Origin of the sequence: Streptomyces sp. NBC_00654, assembly GCF_026341775.1 — a bacterium.
Taxonomy (GTDB): Bacteria; Actinomycetota; Actinomycetes; order Streptomycetales; family Streptomycetaceae; genus Streptomyces.
Genome location: NZ_JAPEOB010000002.1, coordinates 1953177 through 1975414, shown reverse-complemented (window position 1 = coordinate 1975414; position 22238 = coordinate 1953177). Strand labels below are relative to the sequence as shown.

The 22238-nt window shown below is 71.9% G+C and carries 19 protein-coding genes; 12 read left to right on the top strand and 7 right to left on the bottom strand.

Annotation, left to right across the window (positions count from 1 at the left end):
* Window positions 1–82: 82 nt before the first annotated feature.
* From OHA98_RS29035 to OHA98_RS29015, 5 genes are all read left to right on the top strand, one after another.
* Complete coding sequence (locus tag OHA98_RS29035; RefSeq protein ID WP_266929796.1) at window positions 83–865, top strand: SDR family oxidoreductase; 783 nt, start codon at window positions 83–85, stop codon at window positions 863–865.
* Between the two features lie 60 nt (window positions 866–925).
* Window positions 926–1537 (top strand): TetR/AcrR family transcriptional regulator, encoded by a 612-nt coding sequence (locus OHA98_RS29030; protein ID WP_266929794.1) that lies wholly within the window; start codon window positions 926–928, stop codon window positions 1535–1537.
* Window positions 1538–1558: 21 nt separating this feature from the next.
* Window positions 1559–2716 (top strand): acetyl-CoA C-acetyltransferase, encoded by a 1158-nt coding sequence (locus OHA98_RS29025; RefSeq protein WP_266929792.1) that lies wholly within the window; start codon window positions 1559–1561, stop codon window positions 2714–2716.
* A 366-nt stretch (window positions 2717–3082) separates the two neighbouring features.
* Window positions 3083–3286 carry a cold-shock protein gene (locus tag OHA98_RS29020; protein WP_015607926.1) on the top strand — a complete coding sequence of 68 codons (204 nt, stop codon included), beginning with the start codon at window positions 3083–3085 and terminating at the stop codon, window positions 3284–3286.
* A 178-nt stretch (window positions 3287–3464) separates the two neighbouring features.
* A complete protein-coding gene (locus tag OHA98_RS29015; RefSeq protein ID WP_266929791.1) occupies window positions 3465–5138 on the top strand; it encodes a DEAD/DEAH box helicase in 1674 nt (557 codons plus the stop codon).
* Between the two features lie 83 nt (window positions 5139–5221).
* Here the strand turns inward: OHA98_RS29015 and OHA98_RS29010 are convergent, their stop codons facing one another.
* Genes OHA98_RS29010 through OHA98_RS28995 form a run of 4 tightly spaced genes read right to left on the bottom strand, consistent with a single transcriptional unit; the run spans window position 5222 to window position 8626 of the window.
* Window positions 5222–6262, bottom strand: coding sequence for a nitronate monooxygenase family protein (locus tag OHA98_RS29010; protein ID WP_266929790.1), 1041 nt, complete (start codon window positions 6260–6262; stop codon window positions 5222–5224).
* Window positions 6262–7014 (bottom strand): CoA-transferase subunit beta, encoded by a 753-nt coding sequence (locus OHA98_RS29005; RefSeq protein ID WP_266929788.1) that lies wholly within the window; start codon window positions 7012–7014, stop codon window positions 6262–6264. The genes OHA98_RS29010 and OHA98_RS29005 overlap by 1 nt, the downstream gene beginning before the upstream one ends.
* Window positions 7011–7865, bottom strand: coding sequence for a CoA transferase subunit A (locus OHA98_RS29000; RefSeq protein ID WP_266930969.1), 855 nt, complete (start codon window positions 7863–7865; stop codon window positions 7011–7013). The genes OHA98_RS29005 and OHA98_RS29000 overlap by 4 nt, the downstream gene beginning before the upstream one ends.
* A gap of 11 nt (window positions 7866–7876) precedes the next feature.
* On the bottom strand, window positions 7877–8626 hold the full coding sequence (locus OHA98_RS28995; protein ID WP_266929787.1) for an enoyl-CoA hydratase family protein: 750 nt from the start codon (window positions 8624–8626) through the stop codon (window positions 7877–7879).
* Between the two features lie 84 nt (window positions 8627–8710).
* Between OHA98_RS28995 and OHA98_RS28990 the strand changes: the two genes are divergently transcribed.
* Window positions 8711–9688 (top strand): SDR family oxidoreductase, encoded by a 978-nt coding sequence (locus OHA98_RS28990; RefSeq protein WP_266929786.1) that lies wholly within the window; start codon window positions 8711–8713, stop codon window positions 9686–9688.
* Window positions 9689–9872: 184 nt separating this feature from the next.
* Here OHA98_RS28990 and OHA98_RS28985 read toward each other — a convergent pair whose 3' ends face one another.
* Window positions 9873–10622, bottom strand: coding sequence for an ankyrin repeat domain-containing protein (locus OHA98_RS28985; protein WP_266929784.1), 750 nt, complete (start codon window positions 10620–10622; stop codon window positions 9873–9875).
* Window positions 10623–10671: 49 nt separating this feature from the next.
* On the bottom strand, window positions 10672–11568 hold the full coding sequence (locus OHA98_RS28980) for a hypothetical protein (RefSeq protein WP_266929783.1): 897 nt from the start codon (window positions 11566–11568) through the stop codon (window positions 10672–10674).
* Between the two features lie 409 nt (window positions 11569–11977).
* Here OHA98_RS28980 and OHA98_RS28975 point away from each other — a divergent pair, with 409 nt between their 5' ends.
* Window positions 11978–12754: a trypsin-like serine protease gene (locus tag OHA98_RS28975; RefSeq protein ID WP_266929781.1), complete on the top strand. Its 777-nt coding sequence runs from the start codon at window positions 11978–11980 to the stop codon at window positions 12752–12754.
* A 13-nt stretch (window positions 12755–12767) separates the two neighbouring features.
* Here OHA98_RS28975 and OHA98_RS28970 read toward each other — a convergent pair whose 3' ends face one another.
* The gene (locus OHA98_RS28970; RefSeq protein WP_266929779.1) at window positions 12768–14594 is read right to left on the bottom strand and encodes a beta-galactosidase family protein; all 1827 of its coding nucleotides are present in this window, start codon (window positions 14592–14594) and stop codon (window positions 12768–12770) included.
* 151 nt (window positions 14595–14745) lie between these two features.
* Here OHA98_RS28970 and OHA98_RS28965 point away from each other — a divergent pair, with 151 nt between their 5' ends.
* The 5 genes from OHA98_RS28965 (at window position 14746) to OHA98_RS28945 (ending at window position 22100) form a co-directional block, all read left to right on the top strand.
* Window positions 14746–15624: an AraC family transcriptional regulator gene (locus OHA98_RS28965; protein ID WP_266929777.1), complete on the top strand. Its 879-nt coding sequence runs from the start codon at window positions 14746–14748 to the stop codon at window positions 15622–15624.
* Between the two features lie 54 nt (window positions 15625–15678).
* Complete coding sequence (locus OHA98_RS28960) at window positions 15679–16056, top strand: chorismate mutase (RefSeq protein WP_266929776.1); 378 nt, start codon at window positions 15679–15681, stop codon at window positions 16054–16056.
* Window positions 16057–16371: 315 nt separating this feature from the next.
* Window positions 16372–18873, top strand: a complete 2502-nt coding sequence (pepN, locus tag OHA98_RS28955; protein ID WP_266929775.1) for an aminopeptidase N — start codon at window positions 16372–16374, stop codon at window positions 18871–18873.
* 348 nt (window positions 18874–19221) lie between these two features.
* Complete coding sequence (locus OHA98_RS28950; RefSeq protein WP_266929773.1) at window positions 19222–20673, top strand: aminotransferase class V-fold PLP-dependent enzyme; 1452 nt, start codon at window positions 19222–19224, stop codon at window positions 20671–20673.
* Window positions 20670–22100: a lysine N(6)-hydroxylase/L-ornithine N(5)-oxygenase family protein gene (locus OHA98_RS28945; RefSeq protein WP_266929772.1), complete on the top strand. Its 1431-nt coding sequence runs from the start codon at window positions 20670–20672 to the stop codon at window positions 22098–22100. Before OHA98_RS28950 ends, OHA98_RS28945 begins: the two co-directional genes overlap by 4 nt.
* Window positions 22101–22238: the final 138 nt, after the last annotated feature.

The window sequence follows — 22238 nt, the reverse complement described above, 5'->3', positions numbered from 1 at the left end:
TTAATGTACGCGCACCGGCACCGGCTAGAGGAGGGGTCACCCCGCCCCTGGCCCCGGTGCCGCCGAGCGGAGGGGGCAGGGCGTGAACGCACCGCAGTACCTACCGGGCCACGGACTGCTGGCCTCCCGCAGCGCCGTCGTGACCGCGGCCGCCGGGGCCGGGATCGGCGGCGCCACCGCCCGCAGGCTCCTGGAGGAGGGCGCCCGCGTCGTCATCGGCGACGCCCACGCCCGCCGCCTCAAGGACACCGAACGGGCCCTCGCCGACGAGTTCGGCGCCGACCGCGTCACCTCCCTGCCCTGCGACGTCACCGACGAGACCCAGGTCCGGGCCCTCTTCGCCCACGCCGAACAGACCCACGGCGGCCTCGACATCGTCGTCAACAACGCCGGCCTCGGCGGCACCGCCGAACTCACCGAGATGACCGACGAACAGTGGACCAAAGTCCTCGACGTCACCCTGAACGGCACCTTCCGCTGCACCCGCACCGCCCTGCGCTCCCTCAAGGCCGCGGGCAACGGGGGCGTCGTCGTCAACAACGCCTCCGTCATCGGCTGGCGCGCCCAGAGCGGCCAGGCCCACTACGCCGCCGCCAAGGCCGGCGTCATGGCACTCACCCGCTGCGCCGCCGTCGAAGCCGCCGCGTACGGCGTGCGGGTCAACGCGGTCGCCCCCAGCCTCGCCATGCACCCGCACCTGGCCAAGGTCACCTCCGAGGAACTCCTCACCGAACTCACCGCGAAGGAGGCCTTCGGCCGGTACGCCGAACCCTGGGAGGTCGCCAACGTCATCGTCTTCCTCGCCAGCGGCTACTCCTCCTACATGACCGGCGAGGTCGTCTCCGTGAGCAGCCAGCATGCGTGAGACCGCCGCGGGCGTACGCGCGGGGGCGGGCCGGTCGGCGGGCGGGCGGACAATGGGCGGGTGCCTACCAAGAAGAAGCCCCAGGTGACCCCCTCGCCGGAGCGGCGCCGTGAACTGCTCGCCACCGCCGCCGAGGTCTTCGCCGCGCAGGGATACAACGCCACGACCGTCCGGAGGATCGCGGACGAGGCCGGGATGCTCGCGGGCAGCCTCTACTACCACTTCGATTCCAAGGAATCGATGGTCGACGAGATCCTCTCCACCTTCCTCGACGAACTCTGGGAGGGATACGACGCGGTACTGGAGGCCGGTCTCAGCCCCAGGGAATCCATCGAGGCACTCGTCACCGAGTCCTTCCGGGAGATCGACCGGCACCGGGCCGCCGTCGCCATCTACCAGAAGGAGTCCAAGCACCTCGCCACCCAGCCCCGCTTCCAGTACCTCGTCGACTCGCAGCAGAAGTTCGAGAAGGCCTGGCTCGGCACGCTGGAACGCGGCGTCGCCGACCGGTCCTTCCGCGACGACCTCGACATCCGGCTCACCTACCGGTTCGTCCGCGACACCGTCTGGGTCGCCGCGTCCTGGTACCGGCCCGGCGGACAGCACAGCCCCGAGGAGATCGCCCGCCAGTACCTCTCGATGGTGCTCGACGGGATCGCCCTGCGTCACTGACCCACCCAAGGAGCAGCAGTCATGGCCGAGGCCTACATCGTCGAAGCGGTACGCACCCCCGTCGGCAGGCGCAAAGGAGGCCTCGGAGCCGTCCACCCCGCCGACCTCGGCGCCCATGTCCTCAAGGCCCTGGTCGCCCGCAGCGGCATCGACCCGGCGGCCGTCGAGGACGTCGTCTTCGGCTGCCTCGACACCGTGGGGCCCCAGGCCGGCGACATCGCCCGCACCGCCTGGCTCGCGGCCGGACTCCCCGAAGAGGTCCCCGGCGTCACCATCGACCGCCAGTGCGGCTCCTCCCAGCAGGCCGTCCACTTCGCCGCCCAGGGCGTCCTCTCCGGCACCCAGGACCTGGTCGTCGCCGGCGGCACCCAGAACATGACGCAGATCCCGATCGCGTTCGCCTCCCGGCAGGCCGCCGAACCCCTCGGCCTCACCCAGGGCCCCTACGCGGGCAGCGAGGGCTGGCGCGCCCGGTACGGCGACGCACCCGTCAACCAGTTCCACGGAGCCGAACTCATCGCCGCGAAGTGGGGCATCGGCCGCCGCGACATGGAGGAGTTCGCCCTGCGCTCCCACCGGCGGGCGGTCCGCGCCATCGACGAGGGCCGCTTCGCCCGCGAAACCGTCGCCTACGGGGAGGTCACCGTCGACGAGGGGCCGCGCCGCGACACCACCCTGGAGAAGATGGCCGCGCTCAGGCCCGTCGTGGACGGCGGCACGATCACCGCCGCCTGCTCCTCGCAGGTCTCCGACGCCGCCGCCGCCCTGCTGATCGCCTCCGAACGGGCCGTCGCCGAGCACGGCCTCACCCCGCGCGCCCGCATCCACCATCTCTCCGTGCGCGGCGAGGACCCGATCCGGATGCTGTCCGCCCCCATCCCGGCCACCGCCCACGCACTGAAGAAGACCGGCCTCACCCTCGACGACATCGACCTCGTCGAGATCAACGAGGCCTTCGCGCCGGTCGTCCTGGCCTGGCTGAAGGAGACCGGCGCCGACCCGGAGAAGGTCAATGTCAACGGCGGGGCGATCGCCCTCGGGCACCCGCTCGGCGCGACCGGCGCCAAACTGATGACGACCCTTCTCCACGAACTGGAACGCACCGGCGGCCGCTACGGCCTCCAGACGATGTGCGAAGGCGGCGGCCAGGCGAACGTCACCATCATCGAACGGCTCTGACACCGGTCCCGGAGCCAGGGGAAAACAGCCGGGGAACCTTGGGACAACGGGCGTCCAACGTTCCGGGGGCAGCACGCGGACCCACTCCGGACACCACCCCGGAAACCCCCCGGAAACGGCCCCGGACCCCTCCTGGTCAGCGACGTTCCCCGCCCGGCGGCAGGACGTGATCCGCCGCCGGGCGACAGGACGTGCTACGGTGGTCCAGTTGCAGTTTTGGTACCCATGAACTTTATGTGCGCCTGACGGGAATGCTTCCTCAGGCGCTTTATTGTTTTCCGGCTTTCTCCGGGTGGGGCTCAATGCGGCGACTTGGAATTCGTAAAGTGCGAATTTCCGGCACTGCACCTCTTTTAGGAGATTGACATGGCTACTGGAACCGTGAAGTGGTTCAACTCGGAAAAGGGCTTCGGCTTCATCGAGCAGGACGGCGGCGGCGCCGACGTCTTCGCCCACTACTCCAACATCGCCACCCAGGGCTTCCGTGAGCTCCAGGAGGGCCAGAAGGTCTCCTTCGACGTCACGCAGGGCCAGAAGGGCCCGCAGGCGGAGAACATCGTCCCGGCCTAATTGCCGGACGCGTACCTCGCAACCGGGGCCCGCACCGTGAAGGTGCGGGCCCCGGTTTGTGCTGTCCGGGGGACACCCTGCTTTGTGCTGCATCCTGGGGCGCACATCAAGCAGTCCGCCAGTCAGTCCTCAGCAGTCCCGCAGTAACCCCAGGAATCCCCCAGGAGGGCAATTCCGTATGACCCGCTTCGAACGCCAGGACCGACCGGCCCGCACCCGACCGACCAGGGGACGAGGCCCGGCCCCGGCACAGACGAACGCCAAGGGCTCCGGTTCCGGCCGCGGCTCCGGCAAGGCACCCGCCCGCCGCCGCGCCACACCGCCCCAGGGCGAGTTCGCCCTGCCGGAGACCATGACCCCCGCGCTGCCCGCGGTCGAGGCGTTCGCCGAGCTGGACATGCCGGCGGCGCTGCTGAAGACCCTCACCGCACAGGGCGTCACCGAGCCCTTCCCCATCCAGGGCGCCACCCTGCCGAACTCGCTGGCCGGCCGGGACATCCTCGGCCGCGGCCGCACCGGCTCCGGCAAGACGCTCGCCTTCGGCCTGGCCCTGCTCGCCCGCACCGCCGGACGCCGCTCCGAGCCCCGTGCCCCGCTGGCACTCGTCCTCGTCCCGACCCGCGAACTCGCCCAGCAGGTCACCGACGCCCTCACCCCGTACGCGACCTCCGTGAACCTGCGGCTCGCCACCGTCGTCGGCGGCATGTCGATCAGCAAGCAGTCCGGCACACTGCGCCGGGGCGCCGAGGTCCTCGTCGCCACCCCCGGCCGGCTCAAGGACCTCATCGAGCGCGGCGACTGCCGCCTCGACCAGGTCGCCATCACCGTCCTCGACGAGGCCGACCAGATGGCCGACATGGGCTTCATGCCGCAGGTCGTCGCGCTGCTCAAGCAGGTCGAGCCGGACGGACAGCGGATGCTGTTCTCCGCGACCCTCGACAAGAACATCGACCGGCTGGTCAAGATGTTCCTCACCGACCCGGTCGTGCACTCCGTCGACCCGTCCGCCGGCGCGGTCACCACCATGGAGCACCATGTGCTCCACGTCGCGGACGAGACGGACAAGAAGGCCGTCGCCACGAAGATCGCCGCCCGCGAGGGCCGGGTGATCATGTTCGTCGACACCAAGCGCGCCGCCGACCGCTTCGCCAAGCGGCTGCTCGCCAGCGGTGTACGGGCAGCCGCCCTGCACGGCGGCCGGTCCCAGCCGCAGCGCAACAGGACCCTGGACCAGTTCAAGAACGGCCAGGTCACCGCGCTCGTCGCGACCAACGTGGCGGCTCGCGGCATCCACGTCGACGACCTCGACCTCGTCGTCAACGTGGACCCGCCCACCGACCACAAGGACTACCTCCACCGCGGCGGGCGCACGGCGCGCGCCGGGGAGTCCGGCAGCGTCGTCACGCTGGTGCTGCCCGAGGAGAAGCGGGAGATGACCCGGCTGATGCAGGACGCGGGCATCGCCCCGCGCACCACCCGCATCAAGTCGAGCGACGAGGAGCTCAGCCGGATCACCGGCGCGCGCGAGCCGTCCGGTGTCGCGGTCGTCGTCGAGGTCCCCCAGCCCACCCAGCCCAAGCCGCGCACGCGGTCGGGCGGGGCGGCGGGCTCGGGCACCGGCGGCGGCTTCCGCTCGGGCAGCCGGGGCCGCGGTCGCCGCGGTGGTGGCGGCGCCGGAGGCACGCAGGGCGCGGGAGGCGGCGGCGAGTCCCGCGGTGGCGCGACCGGTTCCGTACGCGGAGGCAACGGCAGCGGTGGCGCGCGTTCCGGCGGCGAGTCCCGTGGCGCCGGAACCGGCCGTACCGGTTCGGGCCGCAGCGGTGCCCCCGCGCGCGGCCGCCGGGCCGCCTAGCCGGCAGTCGGCAGCTCTACGGGGCGGGGACGGGGCGCAGACCTTTCGGGGCTGCCGCCCCGTCCCCGCCCCTCTCCGTATCCCTACGGCAGCGCCGCGCGGGCCTCCCGGGCCTCGCCCATGATCCGTTCCACCAGGTCCGCGACACTCGGCAGGTCCTCGATCAGGCCCGCCACCTGGCCCGAGGCCATGATCCCGAGGTCGGTGCGGCCGTCCACCATGGACGCCTTCAGCAGCATCGGCGTGTTCGCGGCCAGCAGCATCTGGCTCCAGGTCAGATCCTTCCCGTGCTTCGCCGCCAGCCCCTCGCGCAGCATCCGGGGCCAGCTCAGCCCGGAGATCCGCCGGAAGCCCGACGCCCGGCGCACCGCCTGCGCCAGCGCCCGTACCCGCCCCGCCCGCTCCAGGGCGGCCACCATGTCCGTACGCAGCATCCGGTGCGGGAGCCCGTCCACCGCCGTGGTGACCGTGATGTCCTTGACACCCGCGGCCACATAACGCGCCTTCACCGCGTCCGGGACGGTCGAGTCCGACGTCAGCAGGAACCGGGTCCCCATCGCGATGCCCGCCGCCCCGTACGCCAGCGCCGCGACCAGCCCCCGGCCGTCGTGGAAGCCGCCCGCCGCGACCACCGGGATGTCCACCGCGTCGACGACCTGGGGCAGCAGGACCGTCGTCGCCACCTCCCCGGTGTGCCCCCCGCCCTCGCCGCCCTGCACGATCACCGCGTCCGCACCCCACGCCGCGACCTTCTCCGCATGGCGCCGGGCCCCGATCGACGGGACGACCACCACCCCCGCGTCCTTCAGCTCGGCGATCAGCTCCCTCGACGGGGCCAGCGCGAACGACGCCACCCGGACCCCCTCGTCGATGATGATCCGTACCCGCTCGCGGGCGTCCCCCGCGTCCGCCCGTAGATTCACGCCGAACGGCGCGTCGGTACGGGACCTGACCTCCCGGACCGCCGCGCGCAGCTGGTCCGTCGTCATCGTCGCGGAGGCCAGGATCCCGAGCGCGCCCGCCCGCGCGGTGGCGGTGACCAGCCGGGGACCGGCGACCCAGCCCATGCCGGTCTGCACGATCGGATACCGGACACCGACGAGTTCGGTGAGGGCCGTGCGCATCAGGACCGCACCTCGCGCTCACGGGCGCCCGCGGGGTCGATGACCTCACGGATCAGACGGAGCTCCCCGGCGGTCGGCTCACGGGTGAGGGGGACGTCGTCCGCGACCGTCAGCGCGAAACCGGTTGCCTCGCGGACCTGCCCGGCGGTGACACCCGGGTGCACCGAGGCGAGCCGCATGGAACGGTCCGGGGTCGCGAAGTCGAAGACCCCGAGATCACTGACGACCCGCGGGATGCGGTGGAAGCGCGTCGCGGACGGACCCGCCGCCGCGGCCCGGTCGTACCCCACTCCGCAGACCATGTCGACCCGCTCGACGAACACCCGGAGGGAATGCCGCGGAATCCAGTAACTGACCGGATTGTTCAGGGTGTTGACCGGTGCGCCGCGTACTCCGAGCAACTGGCGGGCGGGCCGCTCCCAGTCGCCCACGCAGGAGATGTTCTGGTTGCCGAAACGGTCGATCTGGCTCGCGCCCATCATCACGTGCCGCTTGCCGCCGGTGACCATGGCCAGATGCTGACGGTAGGGCAGCCAGCCCTCCGGAGTGCCGTCGAGCCCGACGATCATCGCCTCGCCGTCGGTGAGCAGCAGATCGGGGGAGAAGGTGCGCTTGGCGAGACGGGCCCCCAGGGACGGGATCAGGCCCATCGGACTGGCGAGCACCTCACCGTCGCCGCGCCAGGCCTCGGCGCACGCGATCACGCAGTACTCGGCCCGGGTGACGGTTCCCGCGGCGGCTTCGGTGCTCACATCTGCTCCTCGTGCCAGGTCCGGACGGCGCTCTGGTAGCTCTTCTCGTCGCCCCGCGCGGGCAGGAAGCGTTCGCTGAACGCGGCCCAGGCCCCGGGGTCGGCGGCGGCCGCGGCGTACGCCTTCTGGAACGCCTCGTCGCGGGGGTGGTCGGGCACACAGGAGGTGAAGTGCGCCCCGTTCGGCGTCTCGACGACACCGGTGACGGAGTGCCGTTTGACCAGGAGGGTCTGCGGAGCGGCCCCCTCGGTCAGCTCGGCGGTCCCGACGAGCCGTTCGCAGGAGAGGTACGCGGTGTCGGCGGCCTCGCAGAACAGGTCGTCGAAGTACGGATCGGGGCCCAGGTACTGGCCGTTGCCGAGCCGGTCCGCCCGGTTGACGTGGACCAGGGCCGCGTCCATCCGCAGGGCCGGCATCGCGACGAACTCCTCGCCGTCCTCGTACGGCGAAGTCACCGTACGCAGACCGGGGTTGACCCGCATCACATCGGATCCCAGCCCCGCCCGCACCGGCAGGAACGGCAGCCGGTTCGCGGCGGCGTGCAGACCCCACATGAACATCGCCTCGTCGATCTCCCGCAGCTCGAACGCCCCTTGCTGCCGGGCCGCGCGGAAGTGCGGTTCGAGAGGGATCGAGTCGAGCGTGACGAACGCGGCGACCAGGGTGCGGATCCGGCCCGCGGCGGCCAGCAGGCCGACATCGGGGCCGCCGTAGGAGATCACGGTGAGATCGGTGACCGGGGACCGGAGCAGGGCGCGCACGAGCGCCATCGGCTTGCGGCGCGACCCCCAGCCGCCGATGCCGATCGTCATCCCGCTGCGGAGCCGGGCGACGACATCCTCGGGCGTCATCGTCTTGTCGGTCACGGTCGTGCCTCCTTGCCGAAGGTGTCGCGGACGCGGCCGGCGCTGCCGCTGAGTCCGGCCTCGAAGGTGAAGCCCTGCTCGAAGCGGTAGCTGCGGCGTACGTCCACGGGATCGATGCCGTTGATGGCGGCCTTGGCGAGCCGCAGGAGATGCCCGTCCTTGCGGGCGATCTCGCCGGCCAGTTCCAGGGCAGCCGCGTCCAGCCCGTCGCGCGGGACGACCCGCCAGACCGAGCCGTGGGCGTGCAGTTCGGCCGCCGTGACGGTGCGTGAGGTGTAGTACAGCGTCCGCATCAGATGCTGGGGAACCAGCCGCGCGAGATGGGTGGCCGCACCGAGCGCGCCGCGGTCCAGCTCCGGCAGCCCGAAGGTGGCGTCCTCGCTCGCCACGATCGCGTCGGCGTTGCCGACGAGCCCGATGCCGCCGCCGAGGCAGAAGCCGTGCACGGCGGCGACGACCGGCACCTCGCACTCGTACACCGCCGCGAACGCCTCGAAGCAGCCGCGGTTGGCGCCGATCAGGGCGTCCTGACCGGGGTCGCGCTGGATCTCCTTGATGTCGACACCCGCGTTGAAGCCGCGCCCCGCCGCGGTCAGCACCACGCAGCGGACCCCGGGGTCGCGGCCGGCCGCGCGCAGTGCGTCGGCCAGGTCGTACCAGCCCCGCACGGGCAGGGCGTTGACGGGCGGGAAGTCGACGGTGACGGTGAGGACGCCCTCGGCGGGCCGTGAGGTGGAGACACCCATGAGCGGATCAGCTACCTTTCCACCAAACATTTGTTAGGTGGAAGGTAGCAGCCTGCCACCGCATCGCCAACCAGGGGAGCCGAGATGACCACCAGCAGTGCCGGACTCTGCGCGGGCCGCGTCGTCGCCGTGACGGGCGCCGGGCGGGGACTGGGCCGGGCCCACGCCCTGGCCTTCGCCGCCGAAGGGGCCAAGGTCGTCGTCAACGACCTCGGCGTCGGACTCGCGGGCGACGGGGGAGCGGACGGAGAGGGAGTGGACGGCGGAGCCGACGGGGCGTCCGGGCACGGGGGCGGCGCCGGACCCGCCCGGGAGGTCGTCGACGAGATCGTGGCGGCGGGCGGTGAGGCCGTCGCCCACCGGGGCGACATCGCCACGACCGCGGGCGCGTCCTCGCTGGTCACCACGGCCCTGGAGGCGTTCGGCCGGCTCGACACCCTGGTGAACAACGCGGGCTTCCTGCGGGACCGGATGCTGGTCAACCTCGACGAGGACGACTGGGACGCGGTGCTGCGGGTCCACCTCAAGGGCCACTTCCTGCCCCTGAAACACGCGGCGGCCCACTGGCGGGCCGAGTCCAGGAACGGCCGCACCCCCGTGGCCCGGGTCATCAACACCAGCTCGGGCGCGGGCCTGCTCGGCAGTGTCGGGCAGGGCAACTACACCGCCGCGAAGGCCGGGATCCTCGGCCTCACCCTGGTCGCGGCCGAGGAACTGGGACGGTACGGAGTCCAGGTCAACGCCCTTGCCCCGGCGGCCCGGACCCGGATGACCGAGCAGACCTTCGCCGCGACGATGGCGGCACCGGAGCCGGGGGCCTTCGACGCGATGGCCCCCGAGAACGTGTCGCCGCTGGTGGTGTGGCTCGGCTCGGCCGCGAGCGCCGGGGTCACCGGACGCGTCTTCGAGGCCGAGGCGGGCCGGATCACCGTCATGGAGGGCTGGCGCCCGGGGCCCACCGCGGACCGGGGCGCACGCTGGTCCCCGGCCGAGGCGGGCGCCGCGGCCCGCCGCCTGCTGGCCGAAGCGGAGCCGGCCGCGCCGGTCTACGGGGCACGATGAGGCCTGCGAACCCGGAGCGCCCGGTGCCGGTGCCGGTGGTGGTGGCGGAACAGCCGGTGCCGGTGCCGGTGGCGGTGGCGGGTGGCCGGTGGGCAGAGCTGCCGGTGGCCGGTGGCTGAGCATCCGGAGTGCCCGGTGCCGGTGGCCGGCCCCGGGGGCGTGCCCGCACCCGGCCCCGTCCCCCTCACTTCGCGGCGTTCAGCAGCGCCGCGATCTCCTCGTGCCCCGTCTGGCAGTCCGCCCCCGCGAACGGCACCCCGTCGCGCAGCAGTTCCACCGTCAACGTCTCCTCGCCGTTCACGAGGTCACGGCGGGTCAGCGCGTCGAACCCGGAGCCGTGCGCCTCCTCCAGCCCCCGCAGCAACTGCTGCTCCACGTCCACGCCGAGCATCCGCCGCGCCTGGGTCAGCGCCCACTCCACCGCCCCCGCCCAGGTCCCCGCCCCGTGCTCCAGCAGCGCCCGCACCGTCCGGACCGATCCGCGCCGGGCCGCGAGCACCAGCGGGGGTTCGCCCTCCGGGCCGGGCAGATGGGGGTCGGCGCCATGGGCGAGCAGCAGCTCCACGATCGGCGCGTGGCCGAGCCCCACCGCCCAGCGCAGCGCCGTGAACCCGAACTGCTCGGCCAGATCCGGCCGTGCCCCGGCGGACAGCAGGGCCGCCACCACCTCGGTGTGCCCGCCGCACGCGGCCCCGCACAGCGGGAGATCGCCCGCTTCGGGGCCGCTCGGCCGGTCCGGGTCGGCCCCGGCCGCGAGCAGGAGCCGTACCGCTCCCGGCAGGTCCTGCACCGACGCGAGGTACAGCGCCGTCGTGCCGTCCGTGTCGCGGGAATCGGCCCCGGCTCCCGCGCGCAGCGCCCGTACGACGGCGTCCTCACTCACGTACAAGGCTTCGAACAGGCTCTGTTCGTCCCCGATAGGCTCTTCCGTCATGCTTCGACCCTACGGTGGCCGCGCCGGCGCCCGGCCCGCGGCGTCCGCCTCAGGTGTCGCACTCCAGGACCGTGCGGCACAGCCCGCACCTGGCCCGTACCCGGCCGCGGACCGGGACCCGGATGCGCTGGTGGCAGCCGGGGCAGGGGAAGGAGACCCGCAGGGCTTCGCCGCCGCCCCCCTCGAAGGTGTACGGGACACCGGGGTCCGTGGCGGCGCCCGGGTGGTCCGCGGCGTACCGCCGGTCCTTGGTGTAGCGCCTGCGGCCCGCCCACCCGGCCGCCGCCAGCGGAGGCTGCCGCAGATCGCGCAGGGCCAGCGCCCGCCCCCGGGTGTACGCGGAGTACGCCTGCGGGCTGGTGAACCACGGTGAGGGGTCCTCGTCGAACGCCAGCGCCCGCTTGGCCAGGACGTACCCGAACTCCTCCGGGGTGAGGTAGCCGAGCTTCTGGCTGGACATGGCGTCCTCGCGGAAGGCGTCGAGCAGCAGCCAGCCCGCGCCGAGGTACGTCGTCACGGTGTCGGTGAGGATCTCGTTGTCGCGGGTGCCGGGCAGCTCCAGGCCGAGCCGGTGCAGCAGTACATGGGTGATCTCGTGCGAGAGCGCGGCCCCGATGTCCCTGCGATGCGTACGGAACCGGTCATTGAGTTCGATGAAGTACTCGGGTCCGGCGGCGAGTTCGACGCTTGCCGCGTGTTCCATGCGCCGGAAGCCGACGATCATGCGGGCCTCCGGGAGACGCAGATGCCGGACCAGCGCCCGCGCCACCCGCTGGGCACCCAGATGCAGGTCGTCCAGGTCCGGGAAAGCGGCGTCGGAGGGCACCAGGCTGGTGGCGTAGGCGTGCACACCGTCGTACGAGACGCGCCGGTACAGCGAAGTGATCGCGGACCGGACGGCGTCGAGGTGCGGAAACCCATGGACGACCGGACTGCCGTTCGCCACGTCAGAACCCCCCTCCGTGACGTTCAACGGACCTCCACTGTATGCCGACCGCGTACGGACGGACGGGGGTGTACGGGGCGCGCGGGGACAGGCGGCCGGAGGGATGGACGCAGGGACGGACGCAGGGACGGACGCTGAGGCGGACGCGGGGACCTGGGCGGGGGCGGGGGGCGCAGGGGTGGGCGGCGCCCCGATGATCTTGGCCGGAAAGTGTGCCTTGTGGCAGTGGTGATTAGATCCCGATAATCGGATCACTCTTGTCGGGGTCATGCCGAAAATGCTGGATGGCGGCCCTCCGGCCGGAGCACGCACCCCCACAGCAGCACCCGTACGGCGATGTCCCACAACAACCGCCGTACGACCCTCACAGCAACCCCCCTCAGCACCCCCCACGAAAGAAGGCAGTCCGTTGAAGCAGCTTCTGCGCGCGCTGAAAAGATGTTCCGTCATAGCCGCCGTGGCCCTCGCGACCGTCAGCCTCCAGCCCTCCGGCGCCTCCGCCGCCCCCAACCCCGTCGTCGGCGGAACCCGGGCGGCCCAGGGCGAGTTCCCCTTCATGGTCCGGCTCTCCATGGGCTGCGGCGGCGCGCTCTACGCCAAGGACATCGTCCTCACCGCCGCCCACTGCGTGGACGGATCGGGCAACAACACCTCGATCACCGCCACCGCCGGAGTCGTCGACCTCCAGTCCTCCAGCGCCGTCAAGGTCAAGTCCACCAAGGTCCTCCAGGCCCCCGGCTACAACGGCAAGGGCAAGGACTGGGCGCTGATCAAGCTCGCCAAGCCGATCGACCAGCCGACGCTGAAGATCGCCACCAGCACCGCGTACAACCAGGGCGACTTCACCATCGCCGGCTGGGGTGCCGCCACCGAGGGCGGCGCCCAGCAGCGCTACCTGCTCAAGGCGAGCGTGCCCTACGTCTCCGACGCCGACTGCCAGGACGCGTACGGCAGCGACCTCGTCCCCGGTGAGGAACTGTGCGCCGGCCTCATCGACACCGGCGGCGTCGACACCTGCCAGGGCGACTCCGGCGGCCCGATGTTCCGCAAGGACAACGCCGGCGCCTGGATCCAGGTCGGCATCGTCAGCTGGGGCCAGGGCTGCGCACAGGCCGGCTACCCCGGCGTCTACACCGAGGTCTCGACCTTCGCCTCCGCCATCGCCTCCGCGGCCGCCACACTCTGACCCCGGTGCGTGATCACGGCTGAACCACCCCGGGGGTGCCCGTCCGGACGGGCACCCCCGGGCCCAGCTCCACGAACGGCCCGCCCGCACCCTCCAGCTCCAGCACCCACACCTCGTTGGCGCCCGTGCGGAGCACCGGACCCGGTACGTACAGCGTCTCCTGCGGACCCGCGGACCAGTACCGGCCCAGGCAGAAGCCGTTCACCCAGACGAAGCCGCGCGTCCAGCCCGGCAGTTCCAGCCCGGCATGACCGACGGCGACGACATCCGCGACCTCGAACGTCCCCCGGAACAGCCCGGTCGGACCGGTCGGCTCCGTCGGCTCCGCTGCGAACGGCACCGTCGTGAACGGCACCGCCGCCACCGCCTCCGCCGACTCGAAGGCGTCCAGCCGCAGTCCCCGGGCCCGTACCCCGTGCAGATACTGCCGCTCGTGCAGCACCCCGCCCGTGATGCCCTTCGGCTCACCCAGCCGCGGCCCGTAGTTGACCCGGCCCAGCGACTCCACCCACAGCTCGACCTCCGCGGGACCCGCCACCGGCTCGTCCAGCGTGCCCCGCTCCTCGGTCAGCACCCCGGCCCGGACCCCGTCCACGTACACCACCGCCCGGTCCCGGAGACCCGAGACCCCCAGCGCGTACGGCTCGCGCGGACCCGGCACACCGACCCGGTAGCGGACCAGCCCACGATCCACCCCCAACTCCTCGAACGTCGGCGCGGCACCCAGCTCCGCCGTCTCCGGATCACCCAGCGCCTCCAGCACGTCCCCCAGCGGCGCCCACTCCGTCAACGCCGCCCGCACCCGGCCCCGCAGCCCGTCCGGCTCCGGCGGCAGCTCCGGAAGCGGACCGTCCGCGTACTGCGCCAGCACCTTCCGGAACAGCCAGAACTTCTCCGTCGGCCGCCCGTATTCATCGACCGGCGCGTCATAGTCGTACGACGTCACCGTCGGCTGCAGCTCCTGGTCCTGCAGCGGACCGGAACGATTCGCCCCCGCCCAGCCCGCGAAGTTCGTCCCACCGTGCGCCATGTAGATGTTCACCGACGCCCCGCACTCCAGGATCTCCCGCAGCGCGTCCGCCGCCTGCGCCGGATCCCGTACGACGGACCCCGCACCCCAGTGCTCGAACCAGCCGCACCAGAACTCCATGCACATCAGCGGCCCCTTCGGCTGATGGCGGCGCAGCACCTCGAACCCCGCACGCGCCTCCGAACCGAAATTCGCCGTCGCCGGCAGACCGGGCACCGAGCCGCCCGTCAGCATGTGATCCTCCGGCCCGTCCGACGTGAACAGCGGCACCGTCACCCCGCACTGCCGCAGTAGCCCCGCCAGCCACTCCAGATACACCGAGTCGGTGCCATAGCTCCCGTACTCGTTCTCCACCTGCACCATGATCACCGGGCCGCCCCGGGTGATCTGCCGTGCCACCACCTGCGGCAGCAGCTCCCGGAACCACCGCTCCACCGACGCCAGATACTCCGCGTCCCGCGTCCGCACCCGTCGGCCGAACCGCCCCGTCACCCAGACCGGCAGGCCACCGTTCTCCCACTCGGCACAGATGTACGGACCCGGCCGCACGATCGCCAGCAGCCCGGCCCGCTCCGCCGCGTCCAGGAACCGCCCCAGCGCCGCCACATCCCGGAACCGGCCCGGACGCGGCTCATGCAGATTCCACGGCACATACGTCTCGACACAGTTCAGCCCCATGGCCCGCAGCATCGCCAGCCGGTGATCCCACTGCTCCTCATGCACCCGGAAGTAGTGCAGAGCCCCCGACAGCAGCCGTACGGGCTTCCCGTCGAGCCGGAAGTGGTCGTCCCCCACGGTGAAGTCAGCCATCGTGCTCGTACTCTCCTGTGCGCCGCGGGTCACCCCGGGTGAAATAGTGCGCCCAGCTTCACCCTCTGGCGCCGACCCGGTCCATGGACAAAGATCACTGCTGTTTGGACACAACGAGATGCACCACAGAGCCCGGGAGGAAGGCAGGCCGATGTACCACACCTGGATGCGCTTCTTCACTCCCAGCCCGCTCCACCACCGCCTGGGCCTCGTCTGCCTCGGGGTCGGCCTCCAGCACGGCGCCCTGCCCACCGTCGGCCCCCGCACCCTCGACCACCACGTAGCCGTGATCATCAACTCCGGCAGCGGCTGGTTCAGCGGCCCCGACGGCCGCCGCACACCCGTCACCGGCCCCACCCTGATCTGGCTGACCCCCGGCACCCCCCACCACTACGGCGCCGACCCGGACACCGGCTGGGACGAGAGCTTCGTCGACTTCACCGGGCCCGCCACCGGCACCTACACCGAACTGGGCTACATCGAACCCGACCGCCCCCTCGTCCCCCTCTCCGACACCGCCGGCCCACGCGCCGCCATCGGCCGCATGGTCCGCGCCGCCCGCAGGGGCAACCCCCTCCTCGAAGTCGAGACCGGCGCCGCCGTCCACGAACTCCTCGTCTCCCTGCGCCGCGCCCGCGCCGACATCGGACCCGACGGCGACCCCGTACTCCAGGCCCTGGCACGCGACGCGTTCCAGCCGCTCTCCGTCGCCGAACACGCGGCCCGCCACGGCATGACCCCCGCCGAACTGCGCACCGCCGTACGACGCGGCGCGGGCTGCAGCCCCAAGGACTACCTGCTCGGCATCCGGCTGGGCCACGCCAAGGAGCTCCTCGCCGCCACCGAACTGCCGGTCGCCGCGGTGGCCCGCCGCGTCGGCTACGACGACCCCGCCTACTTCTCCCGGCTCTTCGCCCGCCGCGTCGGCACCGCCCCCGTCCGCTTCCGCGAACAACAGGGCCGCAACGTCCCCGGCGGCTGGAGCGACCAGGTCCCCGACCCGGAGAATCCGCCCACGATCAGCACCTGAGACCCGAAGCCCTCGGACCGCTCCCCATGTGGACAGCCTCTAAGCTCGACGACCATGACCAAGAGCAACATCGACGAGTCCGTACGCACGGAACTGAAGCGGCTGCGCGACAGCATCGACAACATCGACGCCGCTGTCATCCACATGCTCGCCGAGCGCTTCAAGTGCACCCAACAGGTCGGTCACCTCAAAGCCGAGCACAAGCTCCCGCCCGCCGACCCGGACCGCGAAGCCCGGCAGATCGCCCGCCTGCGACAGCTCGCGGAGAACGCCAGACTCGACCCGGCCTTCGCGGAGAAACTGCTGAACTTCGTCGTCGCCGAAGTCATCCGCCACCACGAACGCATCGCGGACGCATCGGAACACGCCACCGGGCCCGCCCCGGCCCCCGGGTGCGGAGCGGCCGGCGGCGCCGACAGCGCCGGCACCTGACCCGACCCCACCGGCACGTGACCTGACCCCACCGGCACCTGACCCGACCCCACCGGCACCTGACCTGACCCCACCCGGGCCCGGCCGCCCACCCCACGCCGCCGACCGCCTGCCCCACCCGGGCCCGGCCAGCCACCCCACGCCGCCCGACCGCCCCCCGCCCCCGCCCGCCGCCGGACGGGCCCGGCCCGTTCCCGCGGCTCTCCCGCCGCCCGATGGGCCCGGCCCGTTCCCGCGGCTCTCCCGCAGCCCCTCCCGTATCCCTGCCGGAGAACCCGCCTGCACGGCCCCGACCTCGTACGGCAGCATGGATCCATGTCCGTACTGACGCGCGACGAAGCGCAGACCCGAGCCCAGAACCTCGACGTACACCGGTACACGATCGATCTCGATCTCACCGCAGGCGAGGAGACCTTCGACTCCCGCACCGTCATCCACTTCACCGCCCACACGGCCGGAGACACCTTCGTAGAGGTCAAGCCCGCCGTCCTGCGCTCGCTCAGCCTCGACGGACAACCCCTCGACCCCAGCCTCCTCACCGAGAACCGCTACCCCCTCACCGCCCTCACCGCGGGCCCCCACGAACTCCACGTCGACGCCGCCATGTACTACTCCCGCACCGGCGAAGGCATGCACCGCTTCACCGACCCCACCGACGGCGAGACATACGTCTACACCCAGCTCTTCATGGAAGACGTCCAGCGCGTCTTCGCCGCGTTCGACCAGCCCGACCTCAAGTCCGTCTTCCAGATCGACGTCACCGCCCCCACCACCTGGACCGTCCTCGGAAACGGCATCGCCGAGCGCACGGGCCAGGGCCGCTGGACCATCGCCCCCACCCCCCTCATCTCCACCTACCTCGTCGCCGTCGCGGCGGGCCCCTGGCACTCCATCACCACCGAACACGCCGGACTGCCCTTCGGCATCCACTGCCGCCGCTCCCTGGCCGAACACCTCGACACCGACGCCGACGAGATCCTCGACATCACCCGCGCCTGCTACGACCGGTACCACGAGAAGTTCGACGAGCCCTACCCCTTCGACTCCTACGACCAGGCCTTCGTCCCCGAATTCAACTCGGGAGCCATGGAGAACCCCGGCCTCGTCACCTTCCGCGACGAATTCATCTACCGCTCGGCCGTCACCGACACCGAACGCCAGACCCGCGCCATGATCATCGCCCACGAGATGGCCCACATGTGGTTCGGCGACCTCGTCACCCTCTCCTGGTGGGACGACATCTGGCTCAACGAGTCCTTCGCCGAATACATGGGCTACCAGACCCTCACCGAAGCCACCCGCTTCACCGACACCTGGGTCGACTTCGGCGTCGCACGCAAGGGCTGGGGATACGACGCCGACCAGCGCCCCTCCACCCACCCCGTCGCCCCCGACCCCGAGGCCGTCCCCGACACCGCCTCCGCACTTCTCAACTTCGACGGCATCAGCTACGCCAAGGGCGCCTCCGCACTCCGCCAACTCGTCGCCTGGCTCGGCGAGAAGGACTTCCTCGCCGGCATCAACACCCACTTCGCCCGGCACAAGTTCGCCAACGCCACCCTCGCCGACTTCATCGACAACCTCGCCTCCGCCACCGACCGCGACGTCCACGCCTGGGCCGCACAATGGCTGCGCACCACCGGCACCGACACCCTCACCGCCGACGTGACCGAGACCGACAACACCTGGTCCCTCACCATCGACCGCGACGGCAGCCGCCCCCACCGCATCACCGTCGGCACCTACGACCGCACCCTCGACACCCGCGGCGGCCCCGGCCACCTCACCCCGCGCGACCGCTTCGAACTCGACATCCCCACCGACCCCGCCACCACCTTCCCCGGCAGCCGCCCCGACCTCATCGTCCTCAACGACGGCGACCTCACCTACGCCAAGATCCGCCTCGACAGCACCTCCTGGGACGCCGCCCTCACCGGCCTCTCCGGCATCCCCGACGCCCTCACCCGCGCCGTCATCTGGAACACCGCCCGCGACATGGTCCGCGACGGCGACCTCGACCCCACCACCTACCTCACCACCGCCCGCACCCACCTCCCGTACGAAACCGACCTCGCCCTCGTCCAGGGCGTCCTCGGCTTCGCCGCCACCCACATCGCCCCCTGCTACCTCACCCCCACCGACCGGCCGGCCGCCCTCGCCACCCTCACCGCCCTCTGCCGCGACCTCATCCGCCGCACCGAGGACGGCACCGACCCCGGCCTCCGCCTCATCGCCGTACGCCACTTCATCGACGCCGCCACCCAGCCCGACACCATCCAGGACTGGCTCACCAACGGCACCGTCCACGGCGGCCCCGAACTCGACCCCGAACTCCGCTGGCGCATCCTCACCCGCCTCGCCGTCCTCGGCGCCACCGACGAAGCCACCATCGCCGCCGAACTCGCCCACGACCCCAGCGCCACCGGCCGCGAAGGCGCCGCCCGCTGCCGCGCCGCCCTGCCCAACCCCGAGACCAAAGCCGCCGCCTGGCACGCCCTGTTCACCGACGACAGCCTGTCCAACTACCTCTTCACCGCCACCGCCCAGGGCTTCTGGCAACCCGAACAGGCCGACCTCGTACAGGAATACGTCGCCCGCTACTACCCCGAAGCGACCGCACTCGCAGCCCGCCGCGGACCCGCCATCGCCGAAGCCGCCGGACGCTACGCCTTCCCCGCGTACGCCGTCGACACCCACAACCTCGACCTCGGCACCCACGCCCTGGAGGACCAGGCCCTCACCCCCGCCCTCCGCCGCAAACTGACCGACCAGCTCGACGACCTGCGCCGCGCGCTCGCCGTACGCAACGCCCACTGACCGCATCCGGCCGACCACACACCACCGGCACCGCCCGCCGGAACCCGCACCACCGGCACCACCCGCACCACCCGCACCACCCGCGTCACCCGTGCCCGGGATCCCTCAGCACCGAGGGGCCCCGGGCACACCCATGCCCGACACCAACGGCACACACGCCTCCACACCACCCACACGCACACCCATCCCAAAACCGCACACCCATACCACCTGAACCACCGGCAACGGGCCCACACCCATGGCCAGTACCCCTTTCGAGTTCAGATCGTTGGGCTCTTCGGCCGCGCCACCACAAATCCCGTACAAGCTGGCAAGTCCACCCCCGCGTACCCGAAGGACCACCCGCCCATGCCCACCCCACCGCTCGCCGGAGGCACCGCAGGCCCCGCCGCACTGCGCCCCCTCCTCGACACCGTCCTCACCGCCCTCCACGACGGCGCCACCCGCAGAAACGGTCCCCTCCCCGCAGGCGGACCCGACACCGTCACCCCCCGGACCCGCACCGCCACCCACCCCCTCATCCCCGACCACGGCACCGGCCCCCACCACGCACTGCGCACCCTCATCACCGCCCTCACCGAAGGCGCCGCAGACCCCGCACACCCCCACTGCGCCGCCCACCTCCACACCCCACCCCTCGCCCTCGCCGCAGCGGCCGACCTCGCCGCCAGCGCCCTCAACCCCTCCATGGACTCCTGGGACCAGGCCCCCGCCGCCTCCGCCCTCGAAGCCGACCTCACCACCGCACTCGCCCACGAGATCTACCCCCACACCGGCTCACCCGACGCCGTCATCACCACCGGCGGCACCGAAGCCAACCAACTCGCCCTCCTCCTCGCCCGCGAACGCCACGGCCCCGTCCAGACCATCTGCGCCGCCAACGCCCACCACAGCATCACCCGCGCCACCTGGCTCCTCGGCCTCCCCGAACCCGTCATCATCCCCGCCCCCACCGGCGTCATGGACCTCGCCGCCCTCGACACCGCCCTCACCCAACTCCACCGCCCCCTCCTCGTCGTCGCCACCGCAGGCACCACCGACACCGGCGAAATCGACCCCCTCGACGACATCGCCGACCTCTGCACCACCCACGGCGCCGAACTCCACATCGACGCCGCATACGGCGGCCCACTCCTCTTCAGCCCCACCCACAAAAACCGCGTCCACGGCCTCGACCGCGCCCAAAGCGTCACCCTCGACCTGCACAAACTCGGCTGGCAACCCGCATCCGCAGGCATCCTCGCCGTCCCCGACCACCACCACCTCACCCCCCTCCAGCACCACGCCCCCTACCTCAACGCCGACGACGACACCGAAGCCGGCCTCCCCGACCTCCTCGGCCGCTCCCTCCGCACCACCCGACGCCCCGACGCCCTCAAGATCGCCGTCACCCTCCAGGCCCTCGGCCGCACCGGACTCGCCGACCTCATCGACCGCACCCTCGCCGCAGCCCACCAACTCGCCGACCTCATCACCAAAACCCCCACCCTCGACCTCTACGACCACCCCACCATCAGCACCGTCCTCTTCCGCCCCACCGACGCCGACGACCTCACCGTCGCCACCATCCGCCGCACCCTCCTCAACCGCGGCCACGCCGTCCTCGGCCGCGCCCACACCGGCGGCCGGCTCTGGCTCAAAGCCACCCTCCTCAACCCCCACACCACCCCCGAAGACCTCCACGCACTCCTCGACCTCGTCAACAACGTCACCACCGACCTCACCCACCCCCACAACCCCACCCCCCACACGGTGACCAACCCCACGACCCCCCGCACAGAAGGCGACACCCCCCGATGACCGACCGGCCCGCCCTCGACCCCGACCAGCCGCACGACCTCGTCGGCGTCGGCATCGGCCCCTTCAACCTCTCCCTCGCCGCCCTCGCCCACGGCATCCCCACCGCCCCCGGAAACCCCCGCCCCCTCGCCGCGACCTTCTACGAACAACGCCGCGCCTTCCACTGGCACCCCGGACTCCTCCTCGACGGCGCCAGCCTCCAAGTCCCCTTCCTCGCCGACCTCGTCACCCTCGCCGACCCCGCAAGCCCCTGGACCTTCCTCAACTACCTACGCACCCGCGACCGGCTCTTCCCCTTCTACTTCGCCGAGCGCTTCCACATCCAACGCGCCGAATACGACGCCTACTGCCGCTGGGTCAGCGAACAACTCCCCGGACTCCACTTCAGCCACCAGGTCGACGCCGTCCGCTGGAACCCCGACCGCACCCTCTTCGAAGTCGACTTCACCCAACTCGACACCGAAGGCGAAGCCGAAGCACTCGGCCGCGCCTACACCCGCCACATCGCCCTCGGCATCGGCACCGAACCCTTCGTCCCCGAACCCCTCAAACCCCTCGCCGAAGCCGAATCCGTCCCCGTCATCCACTCCGCCGAATACCTCCAGCACCGCGAACACCTGCTCAAAGCCGAACACATCACCGTCATCGGCTCAGGACAGTCAGGCGCCGAGATCTTCCTCGACCTCCTCCGCGCCCGCCCCACCGGAGCCGAAAAGATCCACTGGCTCGCCCGCACCGAAGCCTTCGCCCCCATGGAGTACTCCAAACTCGGCCTCGAACACTTCACCCCCGACTACAGCCGCTACTTCCACGCACTCCCCGAATCAGCCCGCGACGAACTCGTCCCCCGCCAATGGCAGCTCCACAAAGGCATCGACGCCGACACCATCGCCGCCATCCACGACGAGCTCTACCGACGCACCCTCCACGGCGGCTGGCCCGACGCCACCCTCACCCCCGGAGTCTCCGTACGCACCGCAGGCCGCGTCGCCACCACCCGCGTCGAACTCCACCTCGAACACACCCAGCAGGCCACCCGCACCCGCCTCACCACCGACGCCGTCATCCTCGCCACCGGCTACCGCGAACGCCCCCTCGACGGCCTCCTCGACAGCCTCGGCCCCTACCTGCGCCGCGACGCCTCCCACCGCCCCCGCATCGACGACCAGTACCGCCTGGTCCTCGACCCCACCGTGACCGGACACGTCTACGTACAGAACGCCGAACGCCACACCCACGGCGTCGGCGCCCCCGACCTCGGACTCGCCGCCTGGCGCAGCGCCACCATCCTCAACAACCTCACCGGCACCGACCCCTACCCCCTCCCACAACGCACCGCCTTCACCACCTTCGGCCTCACCCCCCAGCACAACCCCCGGATCCCCGCCCAGGGCCACGCACTCATCCCCCTCGCCCACGGCAACTGACCACCCGCACACAAAAAGGCGGCCGCCCCCGGCATCAACCGAGGGCGTCCGCCCCACACCCGAACCCACACCCGAACCCGGAACCCGAACCCGGAACCCGAACCCGGAACCCGAACCCGGAACCCGAACCCGGAACGC

Excerpts from the sequence above, each read along its gene's own strand:
- OHA98_RS29020 (WP_015607926.1), top strand. The coding sequence starts at position 3,083 with ATGGCTACTGGAACCGTGAAGTGGTTCAACTCGGAAAAGGGCTTCGGC.
- OHA98_RS29015 (WP_266929791.1), top strand. The coding sequence starts at position 3,465 with ATGACCCGCTTCGAACGCCAGGACCGACCGGCCCGCACCCGACCGACC.
- OHA98_RS28985 (WP_266929784.1), bottom strand. The coding sequence starts at position 10,622 with ATGACGGAAGAGCCTATCGGGGACGAACAGAGCCTGTTCGAAGCCTTG.
- OHA98_RS28970 (WP_266929779.1), bottom strand. The coding sequence starts at position 14,594 with ATGGCTGACTTCACCGTGGGGGACGACCACTTCCGGCTCGACGGGAAG.
- OHA98_RS29000 (WP_266930969.1), bottom strand. The coding sequence starts at position 7,865 with ATGACGCCCGAGGATGTCGTCGCCCGGCTCCGCAGCGGGATGACGATC.
- pepN (WP_266929775.1), top strand. The coding sequence starts at position 16,372 with ATGTCCGTACTGACGCGCGACGAAGCGCAGACCCGAGCCCAGAACCTC.
- OHA98_RS29025 (WP_266929792.1), top strand. The coding sequence starts at position 1,559 with ATGGCCGAGGCCTACATCGTCGAAGCGGTACGCACCCCCGTCGGCAGG.
- OHA98_RS28950 (WP_266929773.1), top strand. The coding sequence starts at position 19,222 with ATGCCCACCCCACCGCTCGCCGGAGGCACCGCAGGCCCCGCCGCACTG.
- OHA98_RS28990 (WP_266929786.1), top strand. The coding sequence starts at position 8,711 with ATGACCACCAGCAGTGCCGGACTCTGCGCGGGCCGCGTCGTCGCCGTG.
- OHA98_RS29010 (WP_266929790.1), bottom strand. The coding sequence starts at position 6,262 with ATGCGCACGGCCCTCACCGAACTCGTCGGTGTCCGGTATCCGATCGTG.
- OHA98_RS28960 (WP_266929776.1), top strand. The coding sequence starts at position 15,679 with ATGACCAAGAGCAACATCGACGAGTCCGTACGCACGGAACTGAAGCGG.
- OHA98_RS28965 (WP_266929777.1), top strand. The coding sequence starts at position 14,746 with ATGTACCACACCTGGATGCGCTTCTTCACTCCCAGCCCGCTCCACCAC.
- OHA98_RS28945 (WP_266929772.1), top strand. The coding sequence starts at position 20,670 with ATGACCGACCGGCCCGCCCTCGACCCCGACCAGCCGCACGACCTCGTC.
- OHA98_RS28995 (WP_266929787.1), bottom strand. The coding sequence starts at position 8,626 with ATGGGTGTCTCCACCTCACGGCCCGCCGAGGGCGTCCTCACCGTCACC.